At 68.7% G+C, this 12016-nt stretch carries 17 protein-coding genes; 12 read left to right on the forward strand and 5 right to left on the reverse strand.

Going from position 1 to position 12016, the window contains the following annotated elements; all coding sequences use genetic code 11:
- Nucleotides 1-32 precede the first annotated feature (32 nt).
- The 4 genes from ACE4Q9_RS34900 to ACE4Q9_RS34915 all read left to right on the forward strand — a co-directional run bounded on the left by ACE4Q9_RS34900 (nucleotide 33) and on the right by ACE4Q9_RS34915 (nucleotide 3054).
- The gene (locus ACE4Q9_RS34900; RefSeq protein WP_397988744.1) at nucleotides 33-608 is read left to right on the forward strand and encodes a hypothetical protein; all 576 of its coding nucleotides are present in this window, start codon (nucleotides 33-35) and stop codon (nucleotides 606-608) included.
- Between the two features lie 173 nt (nucleotides 609-781).
- Nucleotides 782-1177, forward strand: a complete 396-nt coding sequence (locus ACE4Q9_RS34905) for a DciA family protein (protein ID WP_397988746.1) — start codon at nucleotides 782-784, stop codon at nucleotides 1175-1177.
- A gap of 104 nt (nucleotides 1178-1281) precedes the next feature.
- Nucleotides 1282-2631: a replicative DNA helicase gene (gene dnaB / locus ACE4Q9_RS34910; protein WP_397988747.1), complete on the forward strand. Its 1350-nt coding sequence runs from the start codon at nucleotides 1282-1284 to the stop codon at nucleotides 2629-2631.
- Nucleotides 2632-2835: 204 nt separating this feature from the next.
- The gene (locus ACE4Q9_RS34915) at nucleotides 2836-3054 is read left to right on the forward strand and encodes a hypothetical protein (RefSeq protein ID WP_397988749.1); all 219 of its coding nucleotides are present in this window, start codon (nucleotides 2836-2838) and stop codon (nucleotides 3052-3054) included.
- Between the two features lie 33 nt (nucleotides 3055-3087).
- Here ACE4Q9_RS34915 and ACE4Q9_RS34920 read toward each other — a convergent pair whose 3' ends face one another.
- From ACE4Q9_RS34920 to ACE4Q9_RS34930, 3 genes are all read right to left on the reverse strand, one after another.
- Nucleotides 3088-4311, reverse strand: coding sequence for a hypothetical protein (locus ACE4Q9_RS34920; protein WP_397988750.1), 1224 nt, complete (start codon nucleotides 4309-4311; stop codon nucleotides 3088-3090).
- Nucleotides 4312-4483: 172 nt separating this feature from the next.
- Complete coding sequence (locus ACE4Q9_RS34925; protein ID WP_397988752.1) at nucleotides 4484-4768, reverse strand: recombinase family protein; 285 nt, start codon at nucleotides 4766-4768, stop codon at nucleotides 4484-4486.
- An 8-nt stretch (nucleotides 4769-4776) separates the two neighbouring features.
- Nucleotides 4777-5019, reverse strand: coding sequence for a hypothetical protein (locus ACE4Q9_RS34930; protein ID WP_397988754.1), 243 nt, complete (start codon nucleotides 5017-5019; stop codon nucleotides 4777-4779).
- 446 nt (nucleotides 5020-5465) lie between these two features.
- On the opposite strand from ACE4Q9_RS34930, the gene ACE4Q9_RS34935 reads away from it, so the two are divergent.
- The 7 genes from ACE4Q9_RS34935 to ACE4Q9_RS34965 all read left to right on the forward strand — a co-directional run bounded on the left by ACE4Q9_RS34935 (nucleotide 5466) and on the right by ACE4Q9_RS34965 (nucleotide 8568).
- Nucleotides 5466-5750, forward strand: coding sequence for a hypothetical protein (locus ACE4Q9_RS34935; RefSeq protein WP_397988755.1), 285 nt, complete (start codon nucleotides 5466-5468; stop codon nucleotides 5748-5750).
- A 94-nt stretch (nucleotides 5751-5844) separates the two neighbouring features.
- Nucleotides 5845-6087: a hypothetical protein gene (locus ACE4Q9_RS34940; RefSeq protein ID WP_391744860.1), complete on the forward strand. Its 243-nt coding sequence runs from the start codon at nucleotides 5845-5847 to the stop codon at nucleotides 6085-6087.
- Between the two features lie 473 nt (nucleotides 6088-6560).
- Nucleotides 6561-6722, forward strand: coding sequence for a DUF5670 family protein (locus ACE4Q9_RS34945; RefSeq protein WP_093680146.1), 162 nt, complete (start codon nucleotides 6561-6563; stop codon nucleotides 6720-6722).
- A 186-nt stretch (nucleotides 6723-6908) separates the two neighbouring features.
- Entirely contained in the window at nucleotides 6909-7049 is a 141-nt protein-coding gene (locus tag ACE4Q9_RS34950; protein WP_397988756.1) for a hypothetical protein, read from the forward strand.
- A gap of 360 nt (nucleotides 7050-7409) precedes the next feature.
- Complete coding sequence (locus ACE4Q9_RS34955; RefSeq protein WP_397988757.1) at nucleotides 7410-7679, forward strand: hypothetical protein; 270 nt, start codon at nucleotides 7410-7412, stop codon at nucleotides 7677-7679.
- On the forward strand, nucleotides 7646-8335 hold the full coding sequence (locus ACE4Q9_RS34960) for a serine/threonine-protein kinase (RefSeq protein ID WP_397988758.1): 690 nt from the start codon (nucleotides 7646-7648) through the stop codon (nucleotides 8333-8335). The genes ACE4Q9_RS34955 and ACE4Q9_RS34960 overlap by 34 nt, the downstream gene beginning before the upstream one ends.
- A complete protein-coding gene (locus tag ACE4Q9_RS34965) occupies nucleotides 8332-8568 on the forward strand; it encodes a DnaJ C-terminal domain-containing protein (RefSeq protein ID WP_397988759.1) in 237 nt (78 codons plus the stop codon). The genes ACE4Q9_RS34960 and ACE4Q9_RS34965 overlap by 4 nt, the downstream gene beginning before the upstream one ends.
- Before the next feature lie 130 nt (nucleotides 8569-8698).
- Here ACE4Q9_RS34965 and ACE4Q9_RS34970 read toward each other — a convergent pair whose 3' ends face one another.
- Together ACE4Q9_RS34970 and ACE4Q9_RS34975 are read right to left on the reverse strand one after the other, a co-directional pair.
- Entirely contained in the window at nucleotides 8699-9088 is a 390-nt protein-coding gene (locus ACE4Q9_RS34970) for a hypothetical protein (RefSeq protein WP_397988760.1), read from the reverse strand.
- Between the two features lie 212 nt (nucleotides 9089-9300).
- Nucleotides 9301-10227 carry a LysR family transcriptional regulator gene (locus ACE4Q9_RS34975; RefSeq protein WP_397988762.1) on the reverse strand — a complete coding sequence of 309 codons (927 nt, stop codon included), beginning with the start codon at nucleotides 10225-10227 and terminating at the stop codon, nucleotides 9301-9303.
- 105 nt (nucleotides 10228-10332) lie between these two features.
- On the opposite strand from ACE4Q9_RS34975, the gene ACE4Q9_RS34980 reads away from it, so the two are divergent.
- A complete protein-coding gene (locus ACE4Q9_RS34980) occupies nucleotides 10333-11796 on the forward strand; it encodes an MFS transporter (protein WP_397988764.1) in 1464 nt (487 codons plus the stop codon).
- Nucleotides 11797-12016: the final 220 nt, after the last annotated feature.

Here is a 12016-nt window from a genome sequence, read left to right on the forward strand (position 1 = left end):
GCGACCAGGAGACCGGACCACAGGAGCGACGTGTGAACCACGCCCAGCTCATCGCACTGGGGCGAGCCTTGCGCGTAGCCGGAGAACACGGCCAGCGCCTCACCGCCAGCACGGACGGCGAGGCCGTCCTCAACACAGAGGAGCTTCGTCAGGATCTCGAGCGGGCCCTGCACCTGCTCGACGAAACGATCACCACCCCGAAAGCGATCACGCGGTGCCCTGAACACCCCAGCGGCCCCGTGGACCCGGACGCGGCCGACCTGTGCCTGCTGTGCGAGACCCGTCGCCGGGCAGGGCACCGGGCCGCCCCCCGGATGCGCTCGGCAGAATCCGACGAGCCGGGCGCGGCCGCGCGTGTGCAGTCCCGGTACCGGCTGCGCGCCGACGAGCCCGAACCGCAGAAGCGATGGATCCCGGAGATGTGGAACGGCCAGGCCTGGCAGCCATGCGGAACGCCGCGGCGCAGTGAACCGGAGGCGCAGCAGTACCTTGCACAGCTGCGGCAGGCCCCGAACCCCGCCACGGCCTACCGGCTGGTGTACGCGTTCACCGACCACGACATCGTCCGGGTGTGGGGCACCCCGGCGCTTCGCCAGGCCGAACTTTGAACGATCAACATCGCCCAGGCACCGAGGCATACATCGATCTGGCTTTGACGAGCCTGCGCCGGGCTCGCGAAGACGCTCGGCGAGGCCGCTTCACCGAGCGCGCCCCCGACACCCACCGCCCGCGAGTGCGAAGGCGGACCGCGCCGGTCGCCCTCGGGCAAGTACTCCAAGGCATGTTCACCATGTTCGAGACCTCGCCGCTGCCAGCCTGGTACTCGGTGGCCGGCCCCCTGGCCAAGCACGTCGCCCCCACCGCCTTCGACTCCGAGACCGGGACGCTCACCCTGGCGGGAGTCTCGGCGGCCTGGCTGACCAGCTCACGGCTCTTGGCCGACCTTCTGGTGCAACGGCTCAACGACGTGCTCGGTGCGGGCACGGTGCGCCACATCCGTCTGGTGAAGCGAGAGGACCCACCCACGCTCCTTCCACCGCCACCGCTGCCGGACAGCCCGCGCGCCCAACAGCCGGAAGTGACAACTATGCCGCCCGATCCCGCCGTCGAGGCGGCCTTGATCCGTCAGGCACACCAACTTCCGCGCGAGGCCCGCGGGTTCACCCCTCGTGCGTGAACGGGCCGAACTCCTGATCATGCAACCAGGCCGCGGCTACGCTGAGCTGTTGCCGCGTACTGCGGTCGACGGAGCCTGGGAATCCGCACGGGGGAGGGGTACACGTGGCCAACGACGACAACGACGGCGCCGCCCTGCATCATCCGCACGATCTTGAAGCGGAGAAGGCGGTGCTGAGGGCGATGCTGCTGTCCAAGGACGCGATCGCTGACATCGTCGGCGCCCTCCACGGGCACGACTTCTACCGGCCCGCCCACGATCTGATCTATTCGACGATCCTCGACCTGTACGGGCGAGGAGAAACCACCGACCCGCTCGCCGTAGCCGCCCGGCTGACGCAACAGGGCAACCTCGAAAAGGCCGGCGGCTCCGCCTACATCACCGCACTCGTCAACGGGTCGTCCTCCGCCCGAAGCTGGCAGACCAACGCCGAGCGCGTACAGAACGCCGCCATGCTGCGCCGCACCAAGATCGCAGCGATCCACATCGAAAACCTGGCCTCCGACGCCGACCCGGACACCGTCGACCGCATCGCCGACCAGGCACAGGCAGAGATCTTCGCCGCCACCACCCGGCGCCCCCTGCTCCCGCCGGCCAGTCCGCTCGGCGACGTCATGGAGGGCACCCTCGACTGGATCGAGGCGATCGGCGGCCGCGACGCAACTCTGCCCGGCGTGCCCACCGGGTTCACCGACCTGGACTCCCTCACCGGCGGACTCCACCCCGGCCAGCTCATCGTCATCGCCGCCCGCCCCGCCATGGGCAAGTCCACCCTCGCCCTCGACTTCGTCCGCAGCGCCAGCATCAAACACAACCTGCCCAGCGCAGTGTTCTCCCTCGAAGCCGACCGCAACGAGATCGGCATGCGCCTGCTCTCCGCCGAAGCCCGCGTCGCGCTGCACCACATGCGCTCCGGAACCATGACCGACGAGGACTGGACCCGCCTCGCCCGGCGGATGCCCGACGTCAGCGCCGCCCCGATCTACATCCAGGACGGCGCCTACTCCAACGTCCACGACCTGCGCGCCCACTGCCGCTATCTGCAGGCCCGAGCCGGCGTCCAGCTCATCGTCGTCGACGCCGTCCACCTGCTCACCTACGGCACCAGGCCGCTCGGCTCCCGCTACGAAGAGATCTCCGAAATCGCCCGCTGCCTGAAACTCCTGGCCAAGGAACTCCGTCTGCCGATCGTCGCGATCTCCACCCTCAACCGCAGCCCCGAACAGCGCACCGACAAGAAGCCGATGATCAACGACCTTCGAGACTCCGGCGCCCTCGAGGACAACGCCGATGTCGTGATCCTCCTGCACCGCGAGGACGCCTACGAGAAGGACTCGCCTCGGGCAGGCGAAGCAGACTTCATCGTCGCCAAGCATCGCCACGGGCCCACCGCGACCATCACAGTCGCCTTCCAAGGCCACTACTCCCGCTTCGTCGACATGGCCCAGACATAACCGTCCCGCGCGATCTGCTTCCCTGTGAAGGAGGCTCATGGTTGACGCCGGGTTGAGATCGGATCCGGAATAGCGGTGAACTCCCATGAGCTCCTTCGAGGTTCGGTGGCCTGGCGGGGTGTGCGTGCCGGGCGCCTGCCCGGTTCCGGTACGGACCGGCAATGGCACGCATAGGTGACCATCGCAGGGGGGAATGCACCGTCCATGACAGATGAGCAGGATGAAGGCTGGGACCGACGGGCCGACTACGGATATGGGCTGGAGTACGAGCCTTTCCCCGATACCCCTGTCAGCACCCCGTCGGTAGCAGAAGCCGTGGACGACCGCATAGGCGACTCTACGGAGGAGTATTACGAGTCGGCATACCGAGATGGACTCATCACGCGCGAAGAGTTCCAGGCCAAAGCCTGGCGCACCAGGTGACGCAGTACGGAGCGGTCCACGGCTGCCGATAGATCACGCCTCACGCTTCCTGCGGCACGAAAAGTGCTCTGGCAGCCCTTCGGGTCCTGGAAGGCTTGCAGGTTGACCGCATCCGAAGCGGCAGAGCGGGATCGCTCGACCCGACGCGTCGACCGGAACTCTCACTGCCTCAGTTTCCGGGGGGTGGGACTCAAGGACGATCGCGCGGCTGCCACGTCTCTGCTTCGGCTCAGCCCGCACCTCCGAAGCCGGCCGGTCCTCGGTGCACCTGTCGCGCCGGTTCCCCTGCCGTACGGATGACTGGCGCTCCGTGTCGTCCAAGGCGGGCCCGTTCGCCTCGAGGTACCGCTGCCACTGGTGTGCCGGGAGCCAACCGTAGTGGCCGCCCCTCTGGAACGGGATCCGCTCACCCGCTGCAGCTTCCACGATGAACTGGGTGAGGGTCAGTCCGCCTTCTCCTGTGAAGGTGCTCGACTGATGGGCGGGCACGAGGACGCGGTGCCAGCCGCCGCAGTAGCCGGTGTCGGTGGGGTTCTCCGGATCGTAAGGCTTCTCCGGGCACCGGGCGAGTGCCCCGCTTTGGCTGCACTGGCCCTCCTCCAGGACGAAGTTGCCGTCCCGGACCGCGATGGGGTTCTTCTGTACGCGAATGACGGAGGCCGGCAGGTTGGGGGTGCGGACGTAAGGGACGGTGCCGATGCCTGCATGGTCGGGGTCGGCGAAGTCCCAGACCGACTGAATACCGCTGCGGTGCCGGAATCCCTCCCGGGCACGCATTCCGCGGGCTGTCTGGGCGCTCAGCTGAGGTTCGTAGCCCAGGACGATGCCGTTGGCACCGTTGATGCGTACATCGAGACGCGCGTGCCCGTCGGCGGTCTGCGACTCGATGTCGGCGTGGAAGCCGTGATCTTCGGAGTCCTTCGCGACGCGTTCCTTGCGTGCGAGGTGCTCGTCGGACTCGTGGCTGATGGGCTTCTCCCCGGGTTTCCGGTAGTGGGAGGCAAGCCATACGCCGTCCCGCTGGACGAGATACATGGGAACGCGCCGACCGCGCAGGTCCCGGCAGTCGGGGCAGATGAGCCCACGCTTTTCGACGGGCACACGTCCTCGCATGCGCAGGAGAACATTCAGGAGATCTTGGCCTTGGGGGACGCCGAGGTCGGAGCGGTCCAAATCGAGGTTCCTGCCTGCCGGTTCGTAGTAGACCGGATTACGGAAGAGATCTTCGTCGCTGTCGATCTGAAGGCCCTCGTCCATTTGTACCCCCCAGCCGCCACGAGTAGGACCCACAACGCTACGGCGAGGGTCTGACAATCGGGGCTGAACTGCGGAAACAGGGCGTAATTGCAGCGTCTAACACAATGACGGCGGCTGCCCGCGCCCGGCGGTCTCCACCCAGGCGCTGGCGGGCTCCTGCGCATACGCCCGTTCACCGCCGTTGACCGAAGGAACGCGCGGTACGCGCAGCGTCGTTGAACTTCACGGCGGCCTCCAGCTCGGGGCGCCGGGTGGCGCGGGTGGAGATCTTCTCCGAGAAGACGCGCGTCACTCCGGCCTCGGTGAGGGAGTCGAGCTGTGCGTCCAGGGACTGCCGGGCGGTCGAGGCGCGGGCGTAGCCGAGGCGGACGTGTCCGACCGGTTCGGCGCCGGCGCGCACGGGCCGGGGTAGTTCGGTCCACGCCGCGCCCGGCTTGCGTACGGCGGGAGTCGGCACGCTCTCCGTCACGCACGCTGGTCGGGGGCCAGCGGCTTGTCGTCGGTCCCGCTACCGGCGAACCACAGGGTTCGGACCATCTCCGCCGCCGCCCGGCGCCGAGCGGACCTCCGCCCGTACACCGCAGTGAGCGTCAACAGGGCGATCAGCAGCAGGTAGAGCGATACGACCACGCACAAGGCCCACAACAGCAGCGGCACCCGAGCGAGAAGCGACACAAGCGTCGTCCCGGCAAACCGCAATGTCTTCATACGCGGACCGTAGGGCCGCTTGGTGTTGCGCCGGGAGTCCCCAGGGCGTTGCGACACATCCGCAACGCCTGCGCGACACCTGAGACCTGGCATGCCATCAGCCACTCGCGGACGGGATCAGCCGATACACACCGGCCGCTGTGCGGGTGAAGCGCCGCACTCCGCCGGACGGCTGCTGCCGCGCGATCGGACGCATCGCCCGGTCGCGGCCGTCCCAGGGTCAACCCGGCCATCGCGGCAGACGTGATGCGGCAGACGTCCCAGGCGTGGCCGGACCAGAGGCGGCGGGCGAAGGACGTCGTCGATGCGGGATCCGGTGGCAAGGTGAAGCGATCTGCATATGCCATTTGGGATAGCCGTCGAAGGGTGTCCCCGGTGCAGCCTCGCTGCCCGAAGCCGTGCGCTACGGTGATATCACGCTCGATGATTTTGCAACGGGAGGCGCGATGAGTGATCAGCCGTGGACGATCACGTCCATTCGTGACGCTCTGGGCACCCCGGCCCTCGCTCAGCGTTTCCTCGCCGAGATCAACCGGGCGCCGGCCCACGAGTTGCTCGCCGTCTTCGCCAAGTGGGAACGCATCGCCAAGGATGTCGTGGCCGCTGTCGATCGTGGACGCGGGATCGCAGCAGCCGAGGCCCGCGGCGACGAACCGTCCGACCACTGGGTGGACGCCACCGACCGCGTTCTCACCGATGCCGAACGCATCCGCACCCGCGGCGCTGCGTAACCCGAACGCCCCACACGCACAGTTCCGTGCCTGCTACTCTCGGCTCGGCCGACCTCTCCCGGCAACGCCGGCGCCATCGAGACGAGGGAGAGGTATGTACTGCCTCAAATATGACATCGCTGCAGACGCTGTCCACGAGGCAATGCCGGCCCCAGCAAGTGAGTCGCTCACGCTCGCGCTTGCCGATGCCTGCCAAGATCCCATCGCCGCCACCCAGCCCTACGGCGAGGACGACAAAGTCATGCGGATGCTCGTCACCGACCATGCCTTCGCCGTCCTGCTCCTGGGCCACGTGTCCAAGACGATCACCGTGCTGCAGGTGACCTACCTCGGCTGATCGTGCCGCGCCACGTATGCGGGCCATGTGCAGTTCCTATGTTGGTTCGAGTGGGCCGTTGCCTCGTGCGGCGACATGGAACCCCCTGGTTCGCATGAACAGACCAGCTATCCAGGAGGCCACCGCACGTGCCGCGAGCGGCCGCCGCAGCCAGCCCCGCCACGGCCGCCACCTACTTGGCCGCCGGACGTGCCGATGGAACGCCGGACGCCGCCGAGCGGCTACCGCCCGCACATCACGGAAGCGGTGGATCGGCAGACGAAGGCGATTGCGGGAGCTCCCGCCGCTTTCCCCGAGCAGGTTCGCCTCCAGCGCCGCCGTCAGACTGCGGCGACCGAGGCCGCCGCGCTTTCCGCACTTCTCCACGTCATTGCGGCGGTCAACCTCGTGGCGACCGGGTGTAGAAATGCGGTCAGGGACGTCGGATTAGCGGGGGAGATGCCGGGCACAAGGTGGCCCGGAGGTTGATAATCATGGTTCCCCTGCTTCTCGTTCTTCTGCTCGCTCTGATCCTCTTCGGTGCCGGTTTCGCGCTCAAGGCCCTGTGGTGGATCGCCGTGATCGTGCTCGTCGTGTGGCTCGTCGGGTTCGTGGCCCGGCCCAAGGGCGGCAGCGCACGCTGGTATCGCTGGTAAGGCCGACTGCCGACGTCCGGCAGAAGTACCGCTGCGGGCCACACCCGAAGAGGGTGTGGCCCGCAGCGGTATGCCGCGGCCGACCGACTCGGGCGCTGCCTGCGGTTTCACGTCGGATGCTTTTCGTGGACTCCTGCGTAATACACGGAACGTGGGTAGAGGAATACGCATACCGGGGCGGCTGCCGTGAGCGCACGGGAACCGCGCACCTCCAGAAACGTCAGCCGTCCCGGGCTGCTGCCCATGACGGGTCCCCGTGACGGCGCTTTCGCCGACTTCTTCCGCGCCGGCGACCTGGAGCCCGCCGAACGGGCCGCCCTCGACTAGGGGGTGACCGTACGCCGCGGCCAGGGCTACACCCTGCGCGTCAGCGCCACCCCCGCAGTCGGCCGCTTCCCGAAGCCTGACGTCGTCGCCGACGATGCGCCGACTCCGATCGAGCAGGCCCGCATTCAGCGCCGCCATCAGGCCGCGGCGACGAGGCCGCCGCACTGCGCCGGGCCCGGCAAGAGCGTGCGGCCTGGGAGTCGGAGACGGCGACCAGCAGCCTGAAGCCGGCTGGACTGCAGACCACGGCCTGAGCCAACTGATAGATCAGTCCCCCCTGTTACTGCTGCTGTCCCGGCGTAGCGTTACGGGTACACGTCTGGTACACCGTGCGTCACGTCGCGCACCGAAGGGGGAGTCGTGCAGGCAGGGAACGTGCTGGACGGCCGCTACCGGCTGATCGAGCCCATCGGCGCGGGCGGGTTCGGACAGGTCTGGCAAGCACACGATCCGAAGATCGACCGGCTGGTGGCGGTCAAGGTCCTCACCGGGGACGGCAGCGCCGACCACGACCGCCAGGTGGCCCGGTTCGCCCGCGAGGCCGCGGTCGCCGGCGGCCTGAACCACCCGTCACCGTCCACGACTTCGGCTCCGCGATGCACCACGGACGCCCGTACGCCTACCTGGTGATGCAGCTGCTCCCCGGCAAGCCCCTCAGCGCCGTCCTGGAAGCCGGCCCGCTGCCCCTGCCGAAGGCCCTGTACACGGCGTCCTGCGTCGCCGACGCCCTGGACGCCGCGCACGAGGCGGGCCTCACCCACCGGGACATCAAGCCGTCCAACATCATGGTCCGGGACAGCGGCGAGGCCACCGTCGTCGACTTCGGCATCACCAAGGGAAGCGACGCCCGGCACGACATCACCACCACCGGCGTCTTGATCGGCACCCCCGCCTACATGGCACCCGAAGCACTCGCCGGCACCTTCGACCACCGCTCCGACCTGTACTCGCTCGGCTGCGTCCTCTACGAGGCCGTCACCGGCCGCCGGCCCTTCACCGGCACCTCCTGGCACCTGATCAACCAGCACCTTAAGAGCCGCCCGCCCCGCTACGCACCCTGCGCCCGAACGCTCCCGTGGAGCTGGAGCAACTGGTCGCCCGGCTCCTGGCCAAGGACCCCGGCCATCGGCCGGACAGCGCAGATGAGGTCTACGACCTCCTCGAAGAGATCAACGACCGCTACTTCGGCGACACCCCACCGCCCAGCCGCGGAGCCGACGTCACGTCCGAGGTCTGGCTCCGCTCGCACGAAGCCACCGGCGGTGCGGTCATCCCCATGCGCATGACCGCACACGAGAACTGCCCCGCCTGCGCCACCACAGGAGACGAGACGAAGGTGTTGGACTGCGCCGTCTGCAGAGGGGAGGGCCGGGTCGCCAGCAAGCGGCGCACCTTCAAGATCCGCGTCCCCGCTGGCATCCGGAACGGGCAGAAAATCCGGCTCAAGGAGTTCGGCGCACCGGGAAAGCACGGCGGCGCCCCAGGAGACCTGTACGTCACCGTGCACGTCACCGACTGATCAACCGTCGGACTCCGGCGTGCGAAGCACAGGCGTACCGGCACCGGGCGCTGCCGTGCTGGGCTGCATGGCGTGAAAGGCCACGTCGCGTGGGTTGATCCGGAGGGCGCCGCTGTGGGCACGGCCACGTTCACTGTGCCGTCCCGGGGGCTGGCTGCGTGCGACGCATGAACGGCACTGCCCACCGGACCCTGTCGTAGCCCTCGGCATCATGCCACCCGGCCCAGAGCACAATGGCCAGCCCCTCCCAGGCGTCCCTCCGATCGGACAGCCAGTTGTCCGGCACCGGCTCGGCCGGAAAGTCCGCCTCCCACTGGAAGGACCCGCGGAGCCTATCCAGTTTCGGGTCCAGGGCCATGGCAAGCGCCGTAGCCGCGCCGGCGTGGCCGCCGGCGACCAGCTCATCCAGGCGTGCATCCAGGAAAGCGGTGATGGCGGCGAAGTCCTCCGGGGTGAGCTGGTCGACGGTGAGCGACGGGTCTTCGGGGGCGGAAGGAGCAGCGCGGACATCGATCGGCATGACGAGGTGCCTTCCAGGGCGGACTCCAGCAGCCGCTTGGTCAGCTGCTGCAGCAGGCCGCCCTCGCGATCGGACTGATGATGTGATCCATCCGGCAGGCGGGGTGAACACAGGCCGGACCTGGGGAAGGGACCGCGCATGGAGATGATCAGCAGCAACGGCCTGGGTGGCCGGCCCTGCCCCGAGCTGCTGCCTGACCGCCACCCGGTCGGCTAAAAGTGCGCGGGACCGTTGTTGGCGCGGACGGTGTCGCGTGCCGCCTCGGCGAAGGCGTGGATTCGGGCTGTGTGTGCCGCGGTGCGCCATACCAGTGCGACCTCGGTCTGGGGAGCGTCCTCGATCGGGATGTAGGCGATGCCCGGCCTGTTGTAGTAGCGGGTGACGTGTGCGGCCATCGGGGAGACTCCCTGGCCCTGAGCGATCAGGGCGAGGAGTTCCTGGAAGGTGGTGACGTCCTGGCCGCGGGGGACGGGGGCGCCGGAGGGGGTCCGGCGGGGCACGTGGAAGTCCCACCAGTAGTCCGGTGCCGCGCCGGCGACACCGAACACGGTCGTGCGTGCCAGGTCCTCCAGGACGACGCTCTTCCTGCGGGCCAGGGCGTGGCCGGTGGGGACGGCCAGGACGAAAGGCTCCGATAGCACGGTGGGGCCCACCGTCAGATCGGGTTCGTCCACGGGCAACCGGTGCAGCAGGACGTCCACTTCGCCGGAGCGCAAGGGGCCCAGAGGGTCGGCGAAGTGGATTTCGCGCAGTTCGACCTCACAGCCAGGGCAGCGGGTGCGGAAAGCGTCGACCAGGTTCGCGTTGAGCACGCCGGCACCGATACCGAGGAAGCCGACACGTAGCACCCCGCTTACCCCCCTGGCCGTGTCGGCGGCCCTGGTCACGGCTTCGGCGAGGGCGCTGTACAGGGGGCGGAGGTCAGCGTGCAGGGCTTCGCCGAGGGGGGTGAGGCTCACCCGGCGGCTGGTCCGCTCGAACAGCGGGGCGCCGATGCGCCGCTCCAATTTCTGGATCGTCTGGCTGACCCGGGCCTGCGAGACCAGCAGTCGTTCGGCTGTCCGGCCGAAGTGAAGTTCTTCGGCCAATACCAGGAACGTCTCGAGTTCGTGTCGCTCGGGCAGACGCACACCATTCATAAGTTCAGCTTATCGCTCGTTGCTCGGACTGGCGTTGTTCCTGGTCAGAGCAGGCTCAAGCATGAAAGGACCCCGACGTAACGACGATCTGGAGACGGACAACCGATGACTCACACCACGGACCGCGCGGCAGACGGCACGTCGCGCGCGGTGGAGCAGGAGCCTGCGGGACAGACCCGGCACCCCTGGTGGACGCTGGTGGTGGTGATGGCCGGTACCTTCATGGCGATCATGGACTCGTTCATCGTCAATGTTGCGGTCCCCTCCGTCCGCCAGGACCTGGCGGCGTCCTACGCGCAGACCGAGCTCGCGGTCAGCGGCTATGTCCTCGTGTACGGGCTGCTGCTGGTCACGGGCGGCAGACTGGGCGATCTGTTCGGCATGCGACGCCTGTTCCTTACCGGCACGGCGGTCTTCCTCCTCGGCTCGCTTGCGGCCGGTCTCGCCCCCGGACCGGTATCCCTCATCGCCTTCCGTGCCGTCCAGGCCGCGGGTGCCGCCCTGTTCTACCCGCAGGTGCTCGCGGTACTGCAGACCCTCTTCTCCGGCCGAGCGAGGGCCAAGGCCTTCGCCGTCTTCGGGGCCACCATCGGCCTTGCCTCGATCGCCGGGCAGGTGCTGGGCGGCCTGCTCCTCCAACTCGACCTGTTCGGGCTCGGATGGCGCAACGTGTTCCTGGTGAACGTGCCGATCGGCCTGATCACCCTGATCGGCGCGGCGTGGCTGCTTCCTCCCACGGGCGCACAGACCACAAAGCGGTCCGCGCTCGACGTGAGGGGCATCGCCATGCTCAGCGCCGCCCTTCTACTCCTGCTCCTGCCCCTGGTGGAAGGACCGCAGGCCGGCTGGCCCGCCTGGACCTGGATCGCGCTGGCGCTCTCCCCTCTCGCCCTGCTGGCCTTCACCCGCTGGGAGCGAGGTCTGGCCGCCCGCGGCGGAACCCCCCTGGTGGACCTGAACTTGTTCCGCCTGCCCGCGTTCGCTTCCGGCAGCGCGCTCGCCCTGGCCTTCTTCGCGGGCAACGCCGGACTGTTCTTCGTCCTCACCTTGCAGCTGCAGAACGGAATGGGCTACTCGCCGCTGACTGCGGGACTCACCTTCGTCCCCCTGGCCGCGGCCTTTGCCGCAGCCTCCCTCACGGGTCCGCTCCTGGAGAAGAAGCTCGGCCACCACGCACTCACCCTGGGCTACACGATCAACGTGCTGGGCACTGCGGCCCTGCTCGCCACCGTCTGGGGCCTTGGCCCCGCCACGACCGCGCGGAGTCTGCTGCCCGCACTGGCCATCATTGGCTTCGGTCAAGGCCTCGGAGTCAGTCCGCTGATGGGCGCCGTGCTCAGCCACGTGCGCCCCAAGGACGCCGGGGCGGCCAGCGGCGTACTGGAGACCGCCATCCAGATAGGCATGTCGCTCGGCATCGTCGTCCTCGGACTGGTCTTCTCCGCTGCTCTGGGCGACTCCCCGTCCGCCTCTGCCCACGCCCACGCGTTCACGGTCGCCCTGGTCGGCAACCTGGTGCTCGCCGTGGTCGCCCTGCTCCTGCTCCCTCCGATGATCCGGCGCAGGTGAGCGGTCGCCCGCGCCACGAGTGACGTGCGCCGGCCTCGGCACGGCGGCCCGGGAACCGCCCCTGACGCCCCGTTTGGACCCTGCCCGCTGGCGCGGAGGACGATGGAGTCATGGGCGACCACGACCAGGATGACGTCGCCGAACCGGGCGCGGCCGCCGCTCAGTGCCGCCCGCGCCCGGCAGATGACGGCCGGGCGGCGACTACTCCGCTGAGTATGTG

This window comes from Streptomyces sp. AM6-12 (assembly GCF_044327085.1).
GTDB lineage: Bacteria > Actinomycetota > Actinomycetes > Streptomycetales > Streptomycetaceae > Streptomyces.

What these genes read in the sequence shown, in the direction of transcription:
- ACE4Q9_RS34905 (WP_397988746.1), top strand. Translation starts at nt 782, where the DNA reads ATGTTCACCATGTTCGAGACCTCGCCGCTGCCAGCCTGGTACTCGGTG.
- ACE4Q9_RS34915 (WP_397988749.1), top strand. Translation starts at nt 2,836, where the DNA reads ATGACAGATGAGCAGGATGAAGGCTGGGACCGACGGGCCGACTACGGA.
- ACE4Q9_RS34920 (WP_397988750.1), bottom strand. Translation starts at nt 4,311, where the DNA reads ATGGACGAGGGCCTTCAGATCGACAGCGACGAAGATCTCTTCCGTAAT.
- ACE4Q9_RS34930 (WP_397988754.1), bottom strand. Translation starts at nt 5,019, where the DNA reads ATGAAGACATTGCGGTTTGCCGGGACGACGCTTGTGTCGCTTCTCGCT.
- ACE4Q9_RS34935 (WP_397988755.1), top strand. Translation starts at nt 5,466, where the DNA reads ATGAGTGATCAGCCGTGGACGATCACGTCCATTCGTGACGCTCTGGGC.
- ACE4Q9_RS34940 (WP_391744860.1), top strand. Translation starts at nt 5,845, where the DNA reads ATGTACTGCCTCAAATATGACATCGCTGCAGACGCTGTCCACGAGGCA.
- ACE4Q9_RS34945 (WP_093680146.1), top strand. Translation starts at nt 6,561, where the DNA reads ATGGTTCCCCTGCTTCTCGTTCTTCTGCTCGCTCTGATCCTCTTCGGT.
- ACE4Q9_RS34960 (WP_397988758.1), top strand. Translation starts at nt 7,646, where the DNA reads ATGCACCACGGACGCCCGTACGCCTACCTGGTGATGCAGCTGCTCCCC.
- ACE4Q9_RS34965 (WP_397988759.1), top strand. Translation starts at nt 8,332, where the DNA reads ATGACCGCACACGAGAACTGCCCCGCCTGCGCCACCACAGGAGACGAG.
- ACE4Q9_RS34970 (WP_397988760.1), bottom strand. Translation starts at nt 9,088, where the DNA reads ATGCCGATCGATGTCCGCGCTGCTCCTTCCGCCCCCGAAGACCCGTCG.
- ACE4Q9_RS34975 (WP_397988762.1), bottom strand. Translation starts at nt 10,227, where the DNA reads ATGAATGGTGTGCGTCTGCCCGAGCGACACGAACTCGAGACGTTCCTG.
- ACE4Q9_RS34980 (WP_397988764.1), top strand. Translation starts at nt 10,333, where the DNA reads ATGACTCACACCACGGACCGCGCGGCAGACGGCACGTCGCGCGCGGTG.